Genomic DNA, 14,169 nt, shown 5'->3' with positions numbered 1-14,169 from the left:
TGATACTGCAAACGCAGTGGGATGCAATGGTTAATTTTAGCGCAATCGTTAACCTCGCTTGCGTCACAAAAAAGGCGGCGTAAACTAATGCGGTTTTTTCCCTTGCGAGATGAAGATGACCGATCCGTTTTCCACCGCCGACCATACGCTGGATGCTCAGGGCTTACGCTGCCCGGAGCCGGTGATGATGGTGCGCAAAACCGTGCGCAATATGCAAATCGGCGAAACATTGCTGATTATCGCCGACGATCCGGCAACCACCCGCGATATTCCCGGCTTTTGCCGTTTTATGGAACACGAGCTGGTCGCCGGGCAAACCGAGTCTTTGCCGTACCGCTATGTAGTTCGTAAAAACCACTAATCTTTAGTGCGCAACAGGCGTAGCGCGTTGGCGGTTACCAGCACCGTGGCGCCTGTATCGGCCAGCACCGCCAGCCACAGACCGGTCACGCCGAGCAACGTTGTCACCAGAAAAATCGCTTTTAAACCGAGCGCCATGGCGATGTTCTGACGAATGTTGCTGTGCGTGGCGCGCGCCAGGCGGATCATCTGCCCCAGGCCAGTCAGCCGGTTATGCGTGAGCGCGGCGTCGGCGGTTTCCAGCGCGACATCCGTTCCGCTCCCCATCGCGATACCGATGGTTGCAGCTTTCATCGCGGGCGCATCGTTAATGCCATCGCCAACCATCGCCAGCGTCGCTTGCTGGTTGAGCTTGTGTACCGCATCGACTTTATCTTCCGGCAGCAAGCCAGCGCGGAAATCCAGCCCCAACTGACCCGCAATGGCCGCAGCGGCGCGCGGGTTGTCGCCGGTGAGGATCACGCCCTGTACACCGAGCGCATGCAGGGCGGCAATGGCTTCTCTGGCGTCATCGCGCAGCGTATCTTGCAAGCCGATCGTACCGATAACCTCGCCGCCGCGCTGTACCACCACCACCACGGTTTGCCCATGGCTTTCCTGCTGCGCAATCTGCGCCAGTACGGTGTCATGAAGCGCGCCTTGTGGCAGTTTGTCCGGCGCGCTGATCAGCACCTGCTGCCCGTTAATCGTCGCCTCGATGCCTTTGCCCGCCAGCGCGCGCTGCCCCAGAGCCTCCGGAATCGCCAGCGCACGTCGCTGCGCTTCCTGCACAATGGCCAGCGCCAGCGGGTGGGTGGAACCCTGTTCAACCGCGGCGCTCAGCGCCAGTAATTCGGCCTCTTCAGTACCGGAAAACGGCGTGATACTGGCGACTTGTGGTTTGCCGATGGTCAGCGTGCCGGTTTTATCAAACGCCACCTGACGAATGCTGCCGAGCTGCTCCAGTGCCGCACCGCCTTTAATCAGCGCACCGCGACGTGCCGCCGCCGCAAGGCCCGAGGTGATCGCCGCTGGTGTGGAGATCACCAGCGCGCACGGACAGCCAATCAGCAGCAGCGCCAGCCCTTTGTAGATCCACGCAAGCCAGGGCTGCGCAAACAAAAGCGGTGGAACGATGGCGACCAGCAGTGCCACGGCCATGATAGCCGGGGTGTAAATGCGGCTGAAACGGTCGATAAAACGCTCAATCGGCGCGCGGCGCTCTTCTGCTTCTTCAATCAGTTTCAGAATGCGGTCAATCGCGCTTTCACCCGGTTTAGAAACCACTTCAAGCTGCACCAGACGGTCAACGCTGGTGGCACCTGCCGGAACGCTTTCACCTTCTGCGCGCTCAACCGGCACCGATTCGCCCGTTAACGCGCTTTCGTCAAAGCTGGCAAACGGCGAGACCAGCCGACCATCAGCAGGCAAACGTCCGCCCGCCGGGACTTCAATCACATCACCCGGTTGCAGATCGCTTGCCGCGACACGCTGGCGCTCACCGTTGCGCAGACGTGTTGCGGTATCCGGTTTTAACGCCATTAACGCGCTGACACCGCGCCGCGCACGGCTGGCTGCCCAGCCTTCAAGCCGCTCGCCAATCAAAAACAGCAGCAACACCATCGCCGCTTCCGCCGTCGCGCCAATAAACAGCGCGCCGATGGCCGCCACGCTCATTAACGTTTCGATGGCGAACCAACTGCCGCTTTTCATTAAGCGCAGCGCCTGGCGGGCAATCGGCCACAGCCCGACCAGCGTGGTGGCGATAAACGCCATCTGGCCGAAAGGATGGTTGACCTGTTCCAGCCCCCAACTGAGCGCCATCATCACAATTAAAAGGAGAAGCGGCAGGTTTTCGCGCAGCCGTGAAGTTTCTGGCGCCGGTGCGTTTTCGCTGCGCAGTTGATATCCGGCCTGTTGTACGGCGCGTTCTACGCGCTCACGCACATCATCTTGCGCCACGACGATAAGTTTTTCGGTGGCAAAGGCAACCTGAACCTGGCCGACGCCTTCGATCTGGCGCACCGCGTTTTCCACTTTGCGGGCGCAGGCGGCACAATCCATACCGTCAACCTGCCAGCTATAACGTTCGCCTTCGGCGGTCATTTCTGGCGTTTCGCGTTCTTCGCAGTGGCCGTCGGTGCAGCAGGATGTCGTTTTTTCTTCTATCGGCCGCAGCTTAACCGCCGCGAATTGCGGCGCTTTTTTCAATTCAGGCGATGAGGTGGGGGCAGGCATGGCATCCTCCGGTGAATGATAATTTTCTCATTAACCGGAGTATGCACTCTGGAGTCGACTCCAGAGTCAAGCCTTTTAAATATACAGCGAGCGAACAATCAAAAAGTGCCCGGCAAAATAGCAGGCGGAAGCGATGGCGTTATCGGCGCTAAAGCGTTTGCGATAGTGGCTACCAAGCCAGACCACGTTACTGAGCAGCAGTAGCGATGCGCCAACGAAAGCTGACAGTGCCGGGCTGGTCGGGCGGAAAAACCACAGCTCGCCTGCCAGCCACACCATCACCAGCGTCATGGCGATAAAGGTACAGACCGCCATGCGCAGTTCTTCGAGGCGCGACCAGATCACTGCTACCAGCAGCGCGCCGATAATCAGCAGCACCACCGGCAGCGGCCAGAAGAACGAAAGCGTCATCTGGCTGGCGAAATAGATGGTATAGAGCAAATGCGCGAGGAAAAACGCGCCGATGGCATAGAGCAGTTTTTGCCGCGGCAACAGCGTGAGCGCATCACCGATCAGCGAGGCACACAGACCCGCCAGCACCAGGTAGCTAATGGCATCGAACATGGGCGCTTGCCAGGCCAGTAACAGCAGGAGTAAGAGCGTAACGGGTTTGAAAACCCAGCGCTGCCAGACCGGGCCACGATACGAAGCGTCGACATATAGCCAGGCGGAAAGGCAGACAGCAATAAATGACCACAGCATAATTAAGTCCCTGTATCTGTTATTGTTGCGTAAATCTCTCTTACTCAGTGTAGTGGCGGGAAAAGGAGGATGACAACGCTATTTCCGCCGCGATAAGCTCAATTCCGCTTTTTCCGACAGGTATTCGCCATGAGTAAACCACCGCTTTTTTTCATTATCGCCATTGGATTGATTGTGGTTTTTGCCTCTTTCCGCTTTGTACAGCAACGGCGCGAAAAAGCCGAAAACGATAGTGCGCCGCAGCAGCAAAAAAGTGTGGTGGTGAGCAACAAACGGGAAAAACCGCTTAACCCGCGCCGTTCTCGCCAGCAACAGGTTACGCCCGCGGGAACCGCCATACGTTATGAAGTGAGTTTTAAACCGCAAGCCGGCGGGCCGGAGATGCGTTTTCGTCTGGATGAGCAGCAATATAATGCGCTGACGGTGGGCGACAGAGGCGTGCTGCGTTACCAGGGCTCGCGCTTTGTGGACTTTACGCCGGAAGCAGCCCGGTAAGCAGAACGCCACCGGGCGATGGGACTACTTCTTCTCTTTTAATTTCTTCTGCCAGATAAGCAGCTCAAACACGCCGAAGAGAAAAACACGAATTTGCTCCGCTTTGCTCATTTGTGGGCCGTCTTTCGGCAGCGCCGTTTTCAGCATGGTGGCTTGCAGCGCATGCATAAAGACGGTGAAGACAAGCGCGACGTTGACGAAAATGTTCAGCGGACGCGGGAAGGGCTTAATCAGGTTCAGAATCAGAAATGCCCAGATGCAGAGCATCAACAGACGCCCGAGGTTAATCAACAGCGGCATGCTTCTCTCCTTGTGCTTCGCGGTGGTACAAACGATACGCTACCTGCCCGGCGACTTTTTCCCGATGCAGTTGCCAGTGAGCGGGTACGGGCGGTAATCCATTTTCGACTTCGCTTTCGATATAAATCAGCGCGTCGTCGGCGAGCCAGCCGTTGTTTTCCAGCAGGCGCACGGTCTCTTCCAGCATCCCTTTACGAAACGGTGGATCGATAAACGCAATATTGTGCGGCGTGCCGGGATTGGCTAAAAACGTCAGCGTGTTGGTGTTGACCACTTTCGCGTTGGCGGCTTTTAACGTGGCCAGGTTTTGCTGCAACTGCTGGGCGACACTGCGCTCCATTTCCAGCAAGGTTGCGCTGGCGGCGTAGCGAGAGAGCGCTTCAAGCCCCAGCGCGCCGCTGCCAGCGAAGCAATCGAGACAGTGGGCGTCTACCATTGACGGCGCCAGCCAGTTGAATAAAGTTTCACGCACGCGATCGGTGGTCGGGCGCAGGCCGGGGCTATCCGGAACCGGTAATTTACGGCCCCGCCACTGGCCGCCAATAATGCGGATCTGGCCGGTGGCGGCGCGGGTAGGTTTCTTCATGGTTATCGCTTTGCTCATCATTTCGACCTGCTATTCTAGCGGCCTGTCGAATGACGTTAAACCCTAATCCTCAGGCCGTGATGCAAGTTGAGGAAAGTGGTAGACTATCCGACTAATTAACAAATGTTTTCAGTCCCGGCCGTGCAGACGGGCTGCGCCATGAAACAATAGCGAGGAGTGTGGTCGCCAATGGCAAATGAGAAGAAACGTGGCTTTTTTTCCTGGCTTGGCCTTGGGCAGAAAGAGAAGGCTGAAGAGGCGCAAACCGAACAGCAACCGGTAGCTGAGCAGCCGGTTGAAGAAACCCCGGTTGCCGGGCCTGCTGCCGACAGCGAAAAATTTGCCGAAGAGGTTGTTGAGGTTAGCGAGCAACTGGTGCACGAAGAGGCGCCGGCGGAAGCTGAGAGAGACGAAAGCCCGGCGGTTATCGAACATGAAGAACTGCCGCTGCCGGAAGAGGTGGCTGAGCAGGAGATCGGTGCTGAAGAGTGGCAGGCGGAAGCTGAACCGCTGGAAGAAGACGATGTTCCGCTAAGCGATGAAGAGCTGGACGCGCAAGCGCTGGCCGCTGAAGCGGCGGAAGAAGCGGTGGTTGTCGTGCCGGTTGAAGAATCCGTGCAGGAGCAGGAAAAACCGACCAAAGAAGGGTTCTTCGCGCGCCTGAAACGCAGCCTGCTTAAAACCAAAGAAAACCTCGGTTCCGGATTTATCAGTCTGTTCCGCGGGAAAAAGATCGACGATGATCTGTTCGAAGAGCTGGAAGAGCAGTTGCTGATTGCCGATGTCGGGGTGGAAACCACGCGCAAAATCATCACCAATTTGACGGAAGGCGCGAGCCGCAAGCAGTTGCGCGATGCGGAAGCACTTTATGGGTTGCTGAAAGATGAGATGAGCGAGATCCTCGCCAAAGTGGATGAGCCGCTTAACATTGAAGGCAAAACCCCGTTTGTGATTTTGATGGTTGGTGTCAACGGTGTAGGTAAAACGACCACCATCGGTAAACTGGCGCGCCAGTTTGAGCAGCAGGGTAAATCGGTGATGCTGGCGGCGGGGGATACCTTCCGCGCCGCCGCAGTTGAGCAGCTTCAGGTGTGGGGCCAGCGCAACGATATCCCGGTGATTGCCCAGCATACCGGTGCGGATTCCGCTTCGGTGATTTTCGATGCTATCCAGGCGGCGAAAGCGCGCCATATCGATGTGCTGATAGCCGATACTGCAGGCCGCTTGCAGAACAAAGCGCACCTGATGGAAGAGTTGAAGAAAATTGTCCGCGTAATGAAGAAGCTGGACGAAGACGCGCCGCATGAAGTGATGCTGACGATTGATGCCAGCACCGGGCAAAATGCTATTAGCCAGGCCAAACTGTTCCACGAGGCTGTCGGTTTAACCGGTATTACGCTGACCAAACTTGATGGCACCGCCAAGGGCGGCGTTATTTTCTCGGTGGCGGATCAGTTTGGCATTCCTATCCGCTACATCGGCGTCGGCGAACGTATTGAAGATTTACGTCCGTTTAATGCGGGCGATTTTATAGAGGCACTTTTTGCCCGAGAGGATTAACAATGATTCGCTTTGAACACGTCAGCAAAGCCTATCTCGGTGGGAGACAAGCGCTGCAGGGGGTAACATTTCACCTGCAGCAGGGCGAGATGGCCTTTCTGACCGGGCATTCCGGTGCGGGGAAAAGTACCCTGCTGAAGCTGATTTGTGGGATTGAGCGGCCAAGTGCCGGGAAAATCCTCTTTGGCGGCCACGATATTACCCGTTTGAAAAACCGGGAAGTGCCGTTTTTGCGTCGTCAAATCGGGATGATTTTCCAGGATCACCACCTGCTGATGGACAGAACCGTGTTCGATAACGTGGCAATCCCGCTGATTATCGCGGGTGCCAGCGGCGATGATATTCGCCGTCGCGTCTCGGCGGCGCTGGATAAAGTCGGGCTGCTCGACAAAGCGAAAAGCTTCCCGATCCAGCTCTCCGGCGGTGAACAACAGCGCGTGGGTATTGCCCGCGCGGTGGTGAATAAACCCGCCGTGCTGCTGGCGGATGAACCGACCGGTAACCTGGATGAAGCGCTGTCTGAAGGGATTTTACGTCTGTTTGAAGAATTTAACCGCGTAGGGGTAACAGTGCTGATGGCAACGCACGATATTGGGCTGATTTCCCGTCGTTCGTACCGCATGCTGAGCCTGAGCGACGGTCATTTGCATGGAGGCCTGGCGGGTGAATAAGCGCGATGCACTAAACCACATTCGGCAGTTTGGCAGCAAATTAGACCGTTTTCGTAAATCGTCCGCGTCCTCCAGCGAGGGCAACCGTAATGCGTCGCGTCGCGGCAAAGCGCCAGTTAAGGCGCCTTCGCGAAAGAGTAACGTTTTTAACGAGCAGGTACGCTACGCCTGGCACGGTGCGTTGCAGGATCTGAAAAGCAAACCACTGGCGACGTTCCTGACGGTGATGGTCATTGCCATCTCTCTGACGCTGCCCAGCGTCTGTTACATGGTCTACAAAAACGTTAATCAGGCGGCGTCGCAGTACTATCCGTCGCCGCAGATCACCGTCTATTTCGATAAAGCGCTGGATGACAACGCGGCGCAGCAGGTGGTGGGTCAGCTCCAGTCCGAACAGGGCGTGGAAAAGGTCAATTACCTGTCACGTGAAGATGCGTTGGGCGAGTTCCGTAACTGGTCCGGGTTTGGCGGCGCGCTGGATATGCTCGAAGAGAACCCGCTGCCCGCCGTGGCGGTGGTGGTGCCGAAACTGGATTTCCAGAGTACCGATTCGCTGAACACGTTGCGTGACCGCATTTCCCGCATTCAGGGTATTGATGAAGTGCGCATGGATGACAGCTGGTTTGCGCGGCTGGCGTCGCTGACTGGCCTGGTCGGGCGCGTGGCAGCCATGATTGGCGTACTGATGGTTGCGGCCGTGTTCCTGGTGATTGGCAATAGCGTGCGGCTGAGCATTTTCGCCCGCCGCGATACCATCAACGTGCAGAAACTGATTGGTGCGACAGACGGTTTTATCTTGCGCCCGTTCTTGTATGGCGGCGCGTTGCTCGGTTTCTCCGGCGCGTTTTTATCGCTGATCCTGTCGGAAATCCTGGTGATGCGCTTGTCGTCAGCGGTCACGGAAGTGGCGAAAGTGTTCGGCACGCAGTTTGAGCTGAGTGGGCTGTCGTTTGACGAGTGCTTGCTGCTGTTGCTGGTGTGTTCGATGATTGGCTGGATTGCCGCCTGGCTGGCAACGGTTCAACATTTACGTCACTTTACTCCGGACTAAAGAATCTCTGGTATACTCCTTCCCTGCACGTGAAGTATTCCCGTAGCAGGGAAGCGTAATATCCCTTCTGAGGTTCCTTGCTCCGGTTTATCATCCTGATGTCACATTTTGTGCGTAATTTATTCACAGACCTACAAGGAACTTGTGGATAAAATCACTGTCTGATAAAAATGTGAATGCTATTCTCGTTGCTCAAAAGCGCTGGCATGTTTGTTGCCTGATGGGGACAGACCGCCGCCAGCTGATAAGTGAATTGAGAGGATTTGAATGACCAAAGAAATGCAAACTTTAGCTTTAGCCCCTGTTGGTAACCTGGAATCTTATGTCCGGGCTGCGAACGCATGGCCGATGTTGACGGCTGATGAAGAGCGGGCACTGGCTGAAAAGCTGCATTACCAGGGCGATCTGGAAGCAGCGAAAAAGCTGATTCTGTCTCACCTGCGCTTTGTTGTTCATATTGCTCGTAACTATTCGGGCTATGGTCTGCCGCAGGCGGATCTCATCCAGGAAGGTAACATTGGCCTGATGAAAGCCGTGCGTCGCTTTAACCCGGAAGTGGGTGTGCGCCTGGTCTCTTTCGCCGTGCACTGGATCAAAGCTGAGATCCACGAGTATGTGCTGCGCAACTGGCGTATCGTGAAAGTCGCGACCACCAAAGCTCAGCGTAAGCTGTTCTTTAATCTGCGCAAAGCCAAACAGCGTCTTGGCTGGTTTAACCAGGACGAAGTGGACATGGTAGCCCGTGAACTGGGCGTGACCAGCAAAGACGTGCGTGAAATGGAGTCGCGTATGGCGGCGCAGGACATGACGTTTGATATGTCCTCCGATGACGATGCGCACGATAGCCAGCCGATGGCACCGGTGCTCTATCTGCAGGATAAATCATCTAACTTTGCCGACGGCATTGAAGATGACAACTGGGAAGAGCAGGCGGCCAACAAGCTGACCGATGCGATGCAGGGGCTTGATGAACGTAGCCAGCAGATCATCCGCGCCCGTTGGCTGGACGAAGATAACAAGACCACTTTGCAGGAGCTGGCCGATCGCTACGGCGTATCCGCTGAGCGTGTGCGTCAGCTTGAAAAGAACGCAATGAAAAAACTGCGCGCCGCGATCGAAGCGTAAGCGTATTGCAGTGAATAAGCCGGGTCGGCGCAAGCCTCACCCGGCTTTTTATTATCTGAATTATCCCGCCGCCACTATCTTCACATCATCACGTGTTCATTCGTCTTCTGTCACAACGCGGCAGGAAAGCTGTCCTGTCGGTGTCCCTGCGCTTGCGCGAGACTGAGTAAAACATCGCTTTATCAAAGGCGCTATATACTTGGTAAGCGGGCATACACAGACAGGGGGCAATCAAGGTGAAGAACAATGAATTGAATCAGCGCCGTTTACAGGCGACGCCGCGTGGCATCGGGGTCATGTGCGGTTTTTACGCCGCAAAAGCGGAAAACGCGACGCTGTGGGATGTGGAAGGGAACGAAGTGATCGACTTTGCCGCCGGGATTGCGGTGCTTAACACCGGGCATCGCCATCCAAAAGTGATGGCGGCGGTGGAAAAACAGTTACAGGCATTTACGCATACCGCTTACCAGATTGTTCCTTACGAAAGCTATGTCTCGCTGGCAGAACGTATTAATGAACGCGTGCCGGTTGCTGGCCCGGCGAAAACGGCGTTTTTCTCGACTGGCGCCGAAGCGGTGGAAAACGCGGTTAAAATTGCCCGCGCCTATACCAAACGCCCCGGCATTATTACCTTTGGCGGCGGTTTCCACGGTCGCACTTTCATGACCATGGCGCTCACCGGCAAAGTCGCGCCGTATAAAATTGGCTTCGGCCCATTCCCCGGTTCGATTTACCACGCCCAGTATCCCAACGCGCTGCACGGTGTGAGCACTGACGAGGCGCTGAAAAGCCTGGAGCGTATTTTTAAAGCGGATATCGCGCCGGATCAGGTGGCCGCCATTCTGCTGGAACCCGTACAAGGCGAGGGCGGTTTTAACGTCGCACCGAACGATTTTATGCAGGCGCTGCGCAAGTTGTGCGATAGCCACGGTATTCTGTTGATCGTTGACGAAGTGCAGAGCGGTTTTGCCCGCACTGGCAAGCTCTTTGCCAGCGAGTATTACGATGTGAAACCCGATTTAATCACCATGGCGAAAAGTCTGGCCGGTGGCTTGCCGCTTTCGGCGGTGGCCGGGCGTGCTGAGGTGATGGATGCGCCTGCGCCGGGTGGTTTGGGCGGCACTTATGCGGGCAATCCGCTCGCTATCGCGGCGGCACATGCGGTGCTGGACGTGATTGAAGAAGAAAATCTCTGCGAACGGGCGAACCATCTGGGTCAGCATCTGGTGGAAGTACTGAGCCGCGCAAAAGCGCAATGCCCCTATATCGCTGATATCCGTGCACAGGGCTCCATGGTTGCGGTGGAATTTAACGATCCGCAAACTGGCGCGCCATCGGCTGAATTTACTAAACAGGTGCAGGAAAAAGCGCTGGCGGACGGGCTGTTGCTACTGAGCTGCGGGGTTTACGGTAACGTTATTCGCTTCCTCTACCCATTAACCATTCCGGAAGTTCAGTTCCGCAAGGCGCTGGATATTCTCTCCCAGTCGCTGACGGATTAATTATTCAGCCGCCTGATGGGCGGCTTTCTCATTTTCTGTCATCAGTCTGTCGTACAACCTTCAAAATTGTTATTCCATATTCCGAAAAATGGGGTATGTTTTAGCAGAGTATGCTGCTCAGGCACGGGCGGAACGGCTAAAAACTACTATCATATTCTTTGCTTATGATAATAAGCGAAATAATGTGCCACACAACAACATCACAACAAATGCAATAACCATAACAATGGGGAAACTCAGGATGAAAATGAAGGGCAAAGCGTTACTGGCAGGATGTATTGCGTTAGCAATGAGCAACGTGGCATTCGCCAAAGATATCAAAGTTGCCGTTGTCGGGGCGATGTCCGGTCCGGTTGCGCAGTACGGTGACCAGGAGTTTACCGGCGCTGAACAAGCGATCGCCGACATTAATGCCAAAGGTGGGATCAAAGGCGACAAACTGGTTGCAGTAAAATATGACGATGCCTGTGACCCGAAACAAGCGGTGGCGGTCGCCAACAAAGTGGTCAATGACGGTATTAAATACGTTATCGGCCACCTCTGCTCCTCTTCTACCCAGCCGGCGTCTGATATCTACGAAGACGAAGGCATTCTGATGATCACGCCTGCGGCGACAGCGCCTGAGCTGACCGCGCGTGGTTACAAACTGACGCTGCGCACCACCGGCCTGGATTCCGACCAGGGCCCGACCGCGGCGAAATACATACTGGAGAAAGTGAAGCCGCAGCGCATCGCCGTTATCCATGACAAACAGCAGTATGGTGAAGGTCTGGCGCGTGCAGTTCAGGACGGACTGAAAAAAGGCGGCGCTAACGTGGTGTTCTTCGACGGTATCACTGCCGGTGAGAAAGACTTCTCTACGCTGGTTGCGCGCCTGAAAAAAGAGAACATCGACTTTGTTTACTACGGCGGTTACCACCCGGAAATGGGGCAGATCCTGCGTCAGTCTCGTGCCGCTGGCTTGAAAACCCAGTTTATGGGACCAGAAGGCGTGGCGAACGTTTCCCTGTCTAACATCGCCGGTGAATCCGCAGAAGGTATGCTGGTCACCAAACCGAAAAACTATGACCAGGTTCCGGCGAACAAACCGATTGTGGATGCGATCAAAGCGAAGAAACAGGATCCAAGTGGTGCGTTTGTATGGACCACTTACGCTGCGCTGCAATCACTGGCTGCAGGTCTGGGGCAGTCTGCCGATCCGGCGGCTATCGCAACCTGGCTGAAAGGCCATTCAGTGGATACCGTCATGGGGCCGCTCTCCTGGGATGAGAAGGGCGATCTGAAAGGTTTTGAATTCGGTGTCTTCACCTGGCATGCGAACGGTACAGCAACTGACGCTAAGTGATTTCCTGGGCTGAGCGTCGTCTTTCGCGCCTCAGTGGCGTTGGCTGCACGCACTCACCCCGGTCACTGACTTCAGTAAACTTCCGGGGATGAGCGAACTTGCTGCCTTCCTGCGATGCGAAAGTCCAGGTCAGAACTAATTGAAAAAGCCGGGAAAATCCCGGCTTTTTTTCTTTTTTTGAAGGCAGGTCTGTTAAGCATCGCGCCACCAGGCACATCCACAGCGCGGGCTTTATCGTTTTTCCCAGCCATTTTCCTGTGCGGTAAATCCCAGTCTCTGGGTGAAAGCAGCCATTACGGCCCGGTCTTCGACGCCGATATCGGCTATCCACCAACTGGTGATCGACGGGTTATCACGCATCACTTCTTCCACCAGATATTGCCCCACGCCGCGACGACGAGTGATATCGCGCACGCGCAGGGAATCCAGCGCCCCTTCGACGCCGAGTAGCGTCACGCGAACGGCAGCCAGCAGACGGTCATTAAAACGCGCCGCGTAGATACGGTGAGTGTCATCTACTTCAAGAGATGCAGAGGAGTATTCCGGCCAGACTTTCGCTAAATCAATATGATCCTGTTCGGTGAAGGTCACCAGTCGGACGATAGTCAATTTCATGTACAGCTTGTCCAAAACGCAAAACATTGTGTGAGTGTAATCAATTTCGCATTGCAGGGTTTGATCGTTTTTTATTTTTCATTCGACAGGCGAATAATTTTGCCGCAGCGGTTGGCGTAGTGTTAAACATTGGAGATCGAAAAACAGGCAGGATTTTAACCTAATTGGTAGCGTTTTATTCCGCTTTATGTGCCGTTATTTTATGCTGATGTCGGGGCTTTTTTTGTTTATCTCGGAAGAAATACAGAATATTATCTCTGCTTAATAGCCTGAAAAATAGAGGATTTAGTCTGGTTTTTGCTAAAAAACTGCGCTAAACCATTAAAGGCACTGGTAAAAATAGCGTTGTGCATTAAAAGTACAGAATGCTTTTTAACCATAATAAAACAAAATTATTACACGAATAATTCAGGCAACAGCAAGCCAACGTTCCGGCTGCCTGAGGCAGGAAGTGTAAACACGACATCACGAATGGGGATTTACAACAATGAAAAGGAACGCGAAGACATTAATCGCGGGGATAGTAGCACTTGCGATGTCTCACGCGGCCTTGGCGAAGGATATTAAGGTAGCGGTTGTCGGTGCGATGTCCGGTCCGGTTGCCCAGTGGGGCGATATGGAATTCAACGGTGCGCGCCAGGCTATCCACGATATCAACGCTAAGGGCGGGATCAAGGGCGATAAACTGGTCGCCGAGGAATATGACGACGCCTGTGACCCAAAACAAGCCGTTGCCGTGGCGAACAAAATCGTCAATGACGGTGTGAAATATGTAATTGGCCATCTTTGCTCATCATCAACACAGCCCGCATCGGACATCTACGAAGACGAAGGTATCCTGATGATCACGCCCGGTGCGACCAACCCGGAGCTGACGCAGCGCGGCTATCAACACATTATGCGTACCGCCGGGCTGGACTCCTCGCAGGGGCCGACCGCCGCGAAGTACATCCTGAACACCCTGAAACCGCAGCGTATTGCCATCATTCACGATAAGCAGCAGTACGGCGAAGGCCTTGCTCGCTCCGTGCAGGAAGGGCTGAAGGCGGGCGGTGCGAATGTGGTGTTCTTCGATGGCATCACCGCCGGTGAGAAGGATTTTTCTGCGCTGGTATCGCGTTTGCAAAAAGAAAATATCGACTTTGTCTACTACGGTGGTTACTACCCGGAGATGGGACAAATCCTGCGCCAGGCGCGCGCCAGCGGTCTGAAAACCCAGTTTATGGGACCGGAAGGCGTGGGCAACGCCTCGCTGTCGAATATCGCAGGGGCTGCGGCAGAAGGCATGCTGGTGACGATGCCGAAGCGTTATGACCAGGATCCGGCGAACCAGAGTATTGTCGATGCGCTGAAAGCCGAGAAGAAAGATCCGAGCGGCCCGTATGTGTGGATCACCTACGCCGCCGTGCAATCGCTGGCCACCGCGCTGGAGCGTACCGGCAGCAGTGAGCCACTGGCACTGATTAAAGATTTAAAAGCCAACGGGGCTAAAACCGTGATTGGGCCGCTGAACTGGGATGAAAAAGGCGATCTGAAAGGATTTGAATTCGGTGTCTTCCAATGGCACGCCGATGGTTCGTCGTCCGTGGCGAAATAACTGTCATCCCTCTCCCGGGGCGCAATGTTCCGGGAGATTTTAG

Annotated in this window: 14 protein-coding genes; 9 read left to right on the top strand and 5 right to left on the bottom strand. The window is 55.1% G+C overall.

Annotated elements, in window-relative coordinates; genetic code table 11:
* The first annotated feature begins 115 nt into the window (after nucleotides 1–115).
* Complete coding sequence (gene tusA / locus RT644_RS12220; RefSeq protein ID WP_025263810.1) at nucleotides 116–361, top strand: sulfurtransferase TusA; 246 nt, start codon at nucleotides 116–118, stop codon at nucleotides 359–361.
* Here the strand turns inward: tusA and zntA are convergent.
* Together zntA and RT644_RS12210 are read right to left on the bottom strand one after the other, a co-directional pair.
* The gene (gene zntA, locus RT644_RS12215) at nucleotides 358–2,577 is read right to left on the bottom strand and encodes a Zn(II)/Cd(II)/Pb(II) translocating P-type ATPase ZntA (protein WP_313626829.1); all 2,220 of its coding nucleotides are present in this window, start codon (nucleotides 2,575–2,577) and stop codon (nucleotides 358–360) included. The two genes, tusA and zntA, sit on opposite strands and share 4 nt — an antisense overlap.
* Nucleotides 2,578–2,652: 75 nt before the next feature.
* Nucleotides 2,653–3,279 (bottom strand): lysoplasmalogenase, encoded by a 627-nt coding sequence (locus RT644_RS12210; RefSeq protein WP_020455600.1) that lies wholly within the window; start codon nucleotides 3,277–3,279, stop codon nucleotides 2,653–2,655.
* Nucleotides 3,280–3,408: 129 nt separating this feature from the next.
* Here RT644_RS12210 and RT644_RS12205 point away from each other — a divergent pair, with 129 nt between their 5' ends.
* On the top strand, nucleotides 3,409–3,774 hold the full coding sequence (locus RT644_RS12205) for a DUF2500 domain-containing protein (protein WP_045507749.1): 366 nt from the start codon (nucleotides 3,409–3,411) through the stop codon (nucleotides 3,772–3,774).
* A gap of 24 nt (nucleotides 3,775–3,798) precedes the next feature.
* On the opposite strand, the gene RT644_RS12200 is transcribed toward RT644_RS12205, so the two are convergent.
* Both RT644_RS12200 and rsmD read right to left on the bottom strand, forming a co-directional pair.
* Nucleotides 3,799–4,068, bottom strand: coding sequence for a DUF1145 family protein (locus tag RT644_RS12200; RefSeq protein WP_025263811.1), 270 nt, complete (start codon nucleotides 4,066–4,068; stop codon nucleotides 3,799–3,801).
* Entirely contained in the window at nucleotides 4,058–4,660 is a 603-nt protein-coding gene (gene rsmD, locus RT644_RS12195) for a 16S rRNA (guanine(966)-N(2))-methyltransferase (RefSeq protein ID WP_269232149.1), read from the bottom strand. Before rsmD ends, RT644_RS12200 begins: the two co-directional genes overlap by 11 nt.
* 189 nt (nucleotides 4,661–4,849) lie before the next feature.
* Here rsmD and ftsY point away from each other — a divergent pair, with 189 nt between their 5' ends.
* The 6 genes from ftsY (at nucleotide 4,850) to RT644_RS12165 (ending at nucleotide 11,914) form a co-directional block, all read left to right on the top strand.
* Nucleotides 4,850–6,220, top strand: coding sequence for a signal recognition particle-docking protein FtsY (ftsY, locus tag RT644_RS12190; RefSeq protein WP_020455597.1), 1,371 nt, complete (start codon nucleotides 4,850–4,852; stop codon nucleotides 6,218–6,220).
* A gap of 2 nt (nucleotides 6,221–6,222) precedes the next feature.
* Nucleotides 6,223–6,891, top strand: coding sequence for a cell division ATP-binding protein FtsE (gene ftsE, locus RT644_RS12185; RefSeq protein WP_017459577.1), 669 nt, complete (start codon nucleotides 6,223–6,225; stop codon nucleotides 6,889–6,891).
* Nucleotides 6,884–7,942 (top strand): permease-like cell division protein FtsX, encoded by a 1,059-nt coding sequence (gene ftsX / locus RT644_RS12180; RefSeq protein WP_313626826.1) that lies wholly within the window; start codon nucleotides 6,884–6,886, stop codon nucleotides 7,940–7,942. The genes ftsE and ftsX overlap by 8 nt, the downstream gene beginning before the upstream one ends.
* Nucleotides 7,943–8,209: 267 nt before the next feature.
* Nucleotides 8,210–9,067, top strand: coding sequence for an RNA polymerase sigma factor RpoH (gene rpoH / locus RT644_RS12175; RefSeq protein WP_045507756.1), 858 nt, complete (start codon nucleotides 8,210–8,212; stop codon nucleotides 9,065–9,067).
* Between the two features lie 236 nt (nucleotides 9,068–9,303).
* Nucleotides 9,304–10,569, top strand: coding sequence for a 4-aminobutyrate--2-oxoglutarate transaminase (locus RT644_RS12170; protein ID WP_313626823.1), 1,266 nt, complete (start codon nucleotides 9,304–9,306; stop codon nucleotides 10,567–10,569).
* A gap of 241 nt (nucleotides 10,570–10,810) precedes the next feature.
* On the top strand, nucleotides 10,811–11,914 hold the full coding sequence (locus RT644_RS12165; RefSeq protein ID WP_141402823.1) for a branched-chain amino acid ABC transporter substrate-binding protein: 1,104 nt from the start codon (nucleotides 10,811–10,813) through the stop codon (nucleotides 11,912–11,914).
* A 231-nt stretch (nucleotides 11,915–12,145) separates the two neighbouring features.
* Here the strand turns inward: RT644_RS12165 and panM are convergent, their stop codons facing one another.
* On the bottom strand, nucleotides 12,146–12,529 hold the full coding sequence (gene panM, locus RT644_RS12160; protein ID WP_044489748.1) for an aspartate 1-decarboxylase autocleavage activator PanM: 384 nt from the start codon (nucleotides 12,527–12,529) through the stop codon (nucleotides 12,146–12,148).
* A gap of 487 nt (nucleotides 12,530–13,016) precedes the next feature.
* Between panM and livK the strand changes: the two genes are divergently transcribed.
* The gene (gene livK, locus RT644_RS12155) at nucleotides 13,017–14,126 is read left to right on the top strand and encodes a high-affinity branched-chain amino acid ABC transporter substrate-binding protein LivK (protein ID WP_097406474.1); all 1,110 of its coding nucleotides are present in this window, start codon (nucleotides 13,017–13,019) and stop codon (nucleotides 14,124–14,126) included.
* Nucleotides 14,127–14,169: the final 43 nt, after the last annotated feature.

The organism is Kosakonia sp. (assembly GCF_032104925.1).
Classification (GTDB): Bacteria; Pseudomonadota; Gammaproteobacteria; order Enterobacterales; family Enterobacteriaceae; genus Kosakonia.
This window is presented reverse-complemented; position numbering and strand designations above follow the sequence as displayed.

Coding starts and splice junctions, on each gene's coding strand:
- tusA (WP_025263810.1), top strand. CDS start 116: ATGACCGATCCGTTTTCCACCGCCGACCATACGCTGGATGCTCAGGGC.
- zntA (WP_313626829.1), bottom strand. CDS start 2,577: ATGCCTGCCCCCACCTCATCGCCTGAATTGAAAAAAGCGCCGCAATTC.
- RT644_RS12210 (WP_020455600.1), bottom strand. CDS start 3,279: ATGCTGTGGTCATTTATTGCTGTCTGCCTTTCCGCCTGGCTATATGTC.
- RT644_RS12205 (WP_045507749.1), top strand. CDS start 3,409: ATGAGTAAACCACCGCTTTTTTTCATTATCGCCATTGGATTGATTGTG.
- rsmD (WP_269232149.1), bottom strand. CDS start 4,660: ATGAAGAAACCTACCCGCGCCGCCACCGGCCAGATCCGCATTATTGGC.
- ftsY (WP_020455597.1), top strand. CDS start 4,850: ATGGCAAATGAGAAGAAACGTGGCTTTTTTTCCTGGCTTGGCCTTGGG.
- ftsE (WP_017459577.1), top strand. CDS start 6,223: ATGATTCGCTTTGAACACGTCAGCAAAGCCTATCTCGGTGGGAGACAA.
- rpoH (WP_045507756.1), top strand. CDS start 8,210: ATGACCAAAGAAATGCAAACTTTAGCTTTAGCCCCTGTTGGTAACCTG.
- RT644_RS12165 (WP_141402823.1), top strand. CDS start 10,811: ATGAAAATGAAGGGCAAAGCGTTACTGGCAGGATGTATTGCGTTAGCA.
- panM (WP_044489748.1), bottom strand. CDS start 12,529: ATGAAATTGACTATCGTCCGACTGGTGACCTTCACCGAACAGGATCAT.
- livK (WP_097406474.1), top strand. CDS start 13,017: ATGAAAAGGAACGCGAAGACATTAATCGCGGGGATAGTAGCACTTGCG.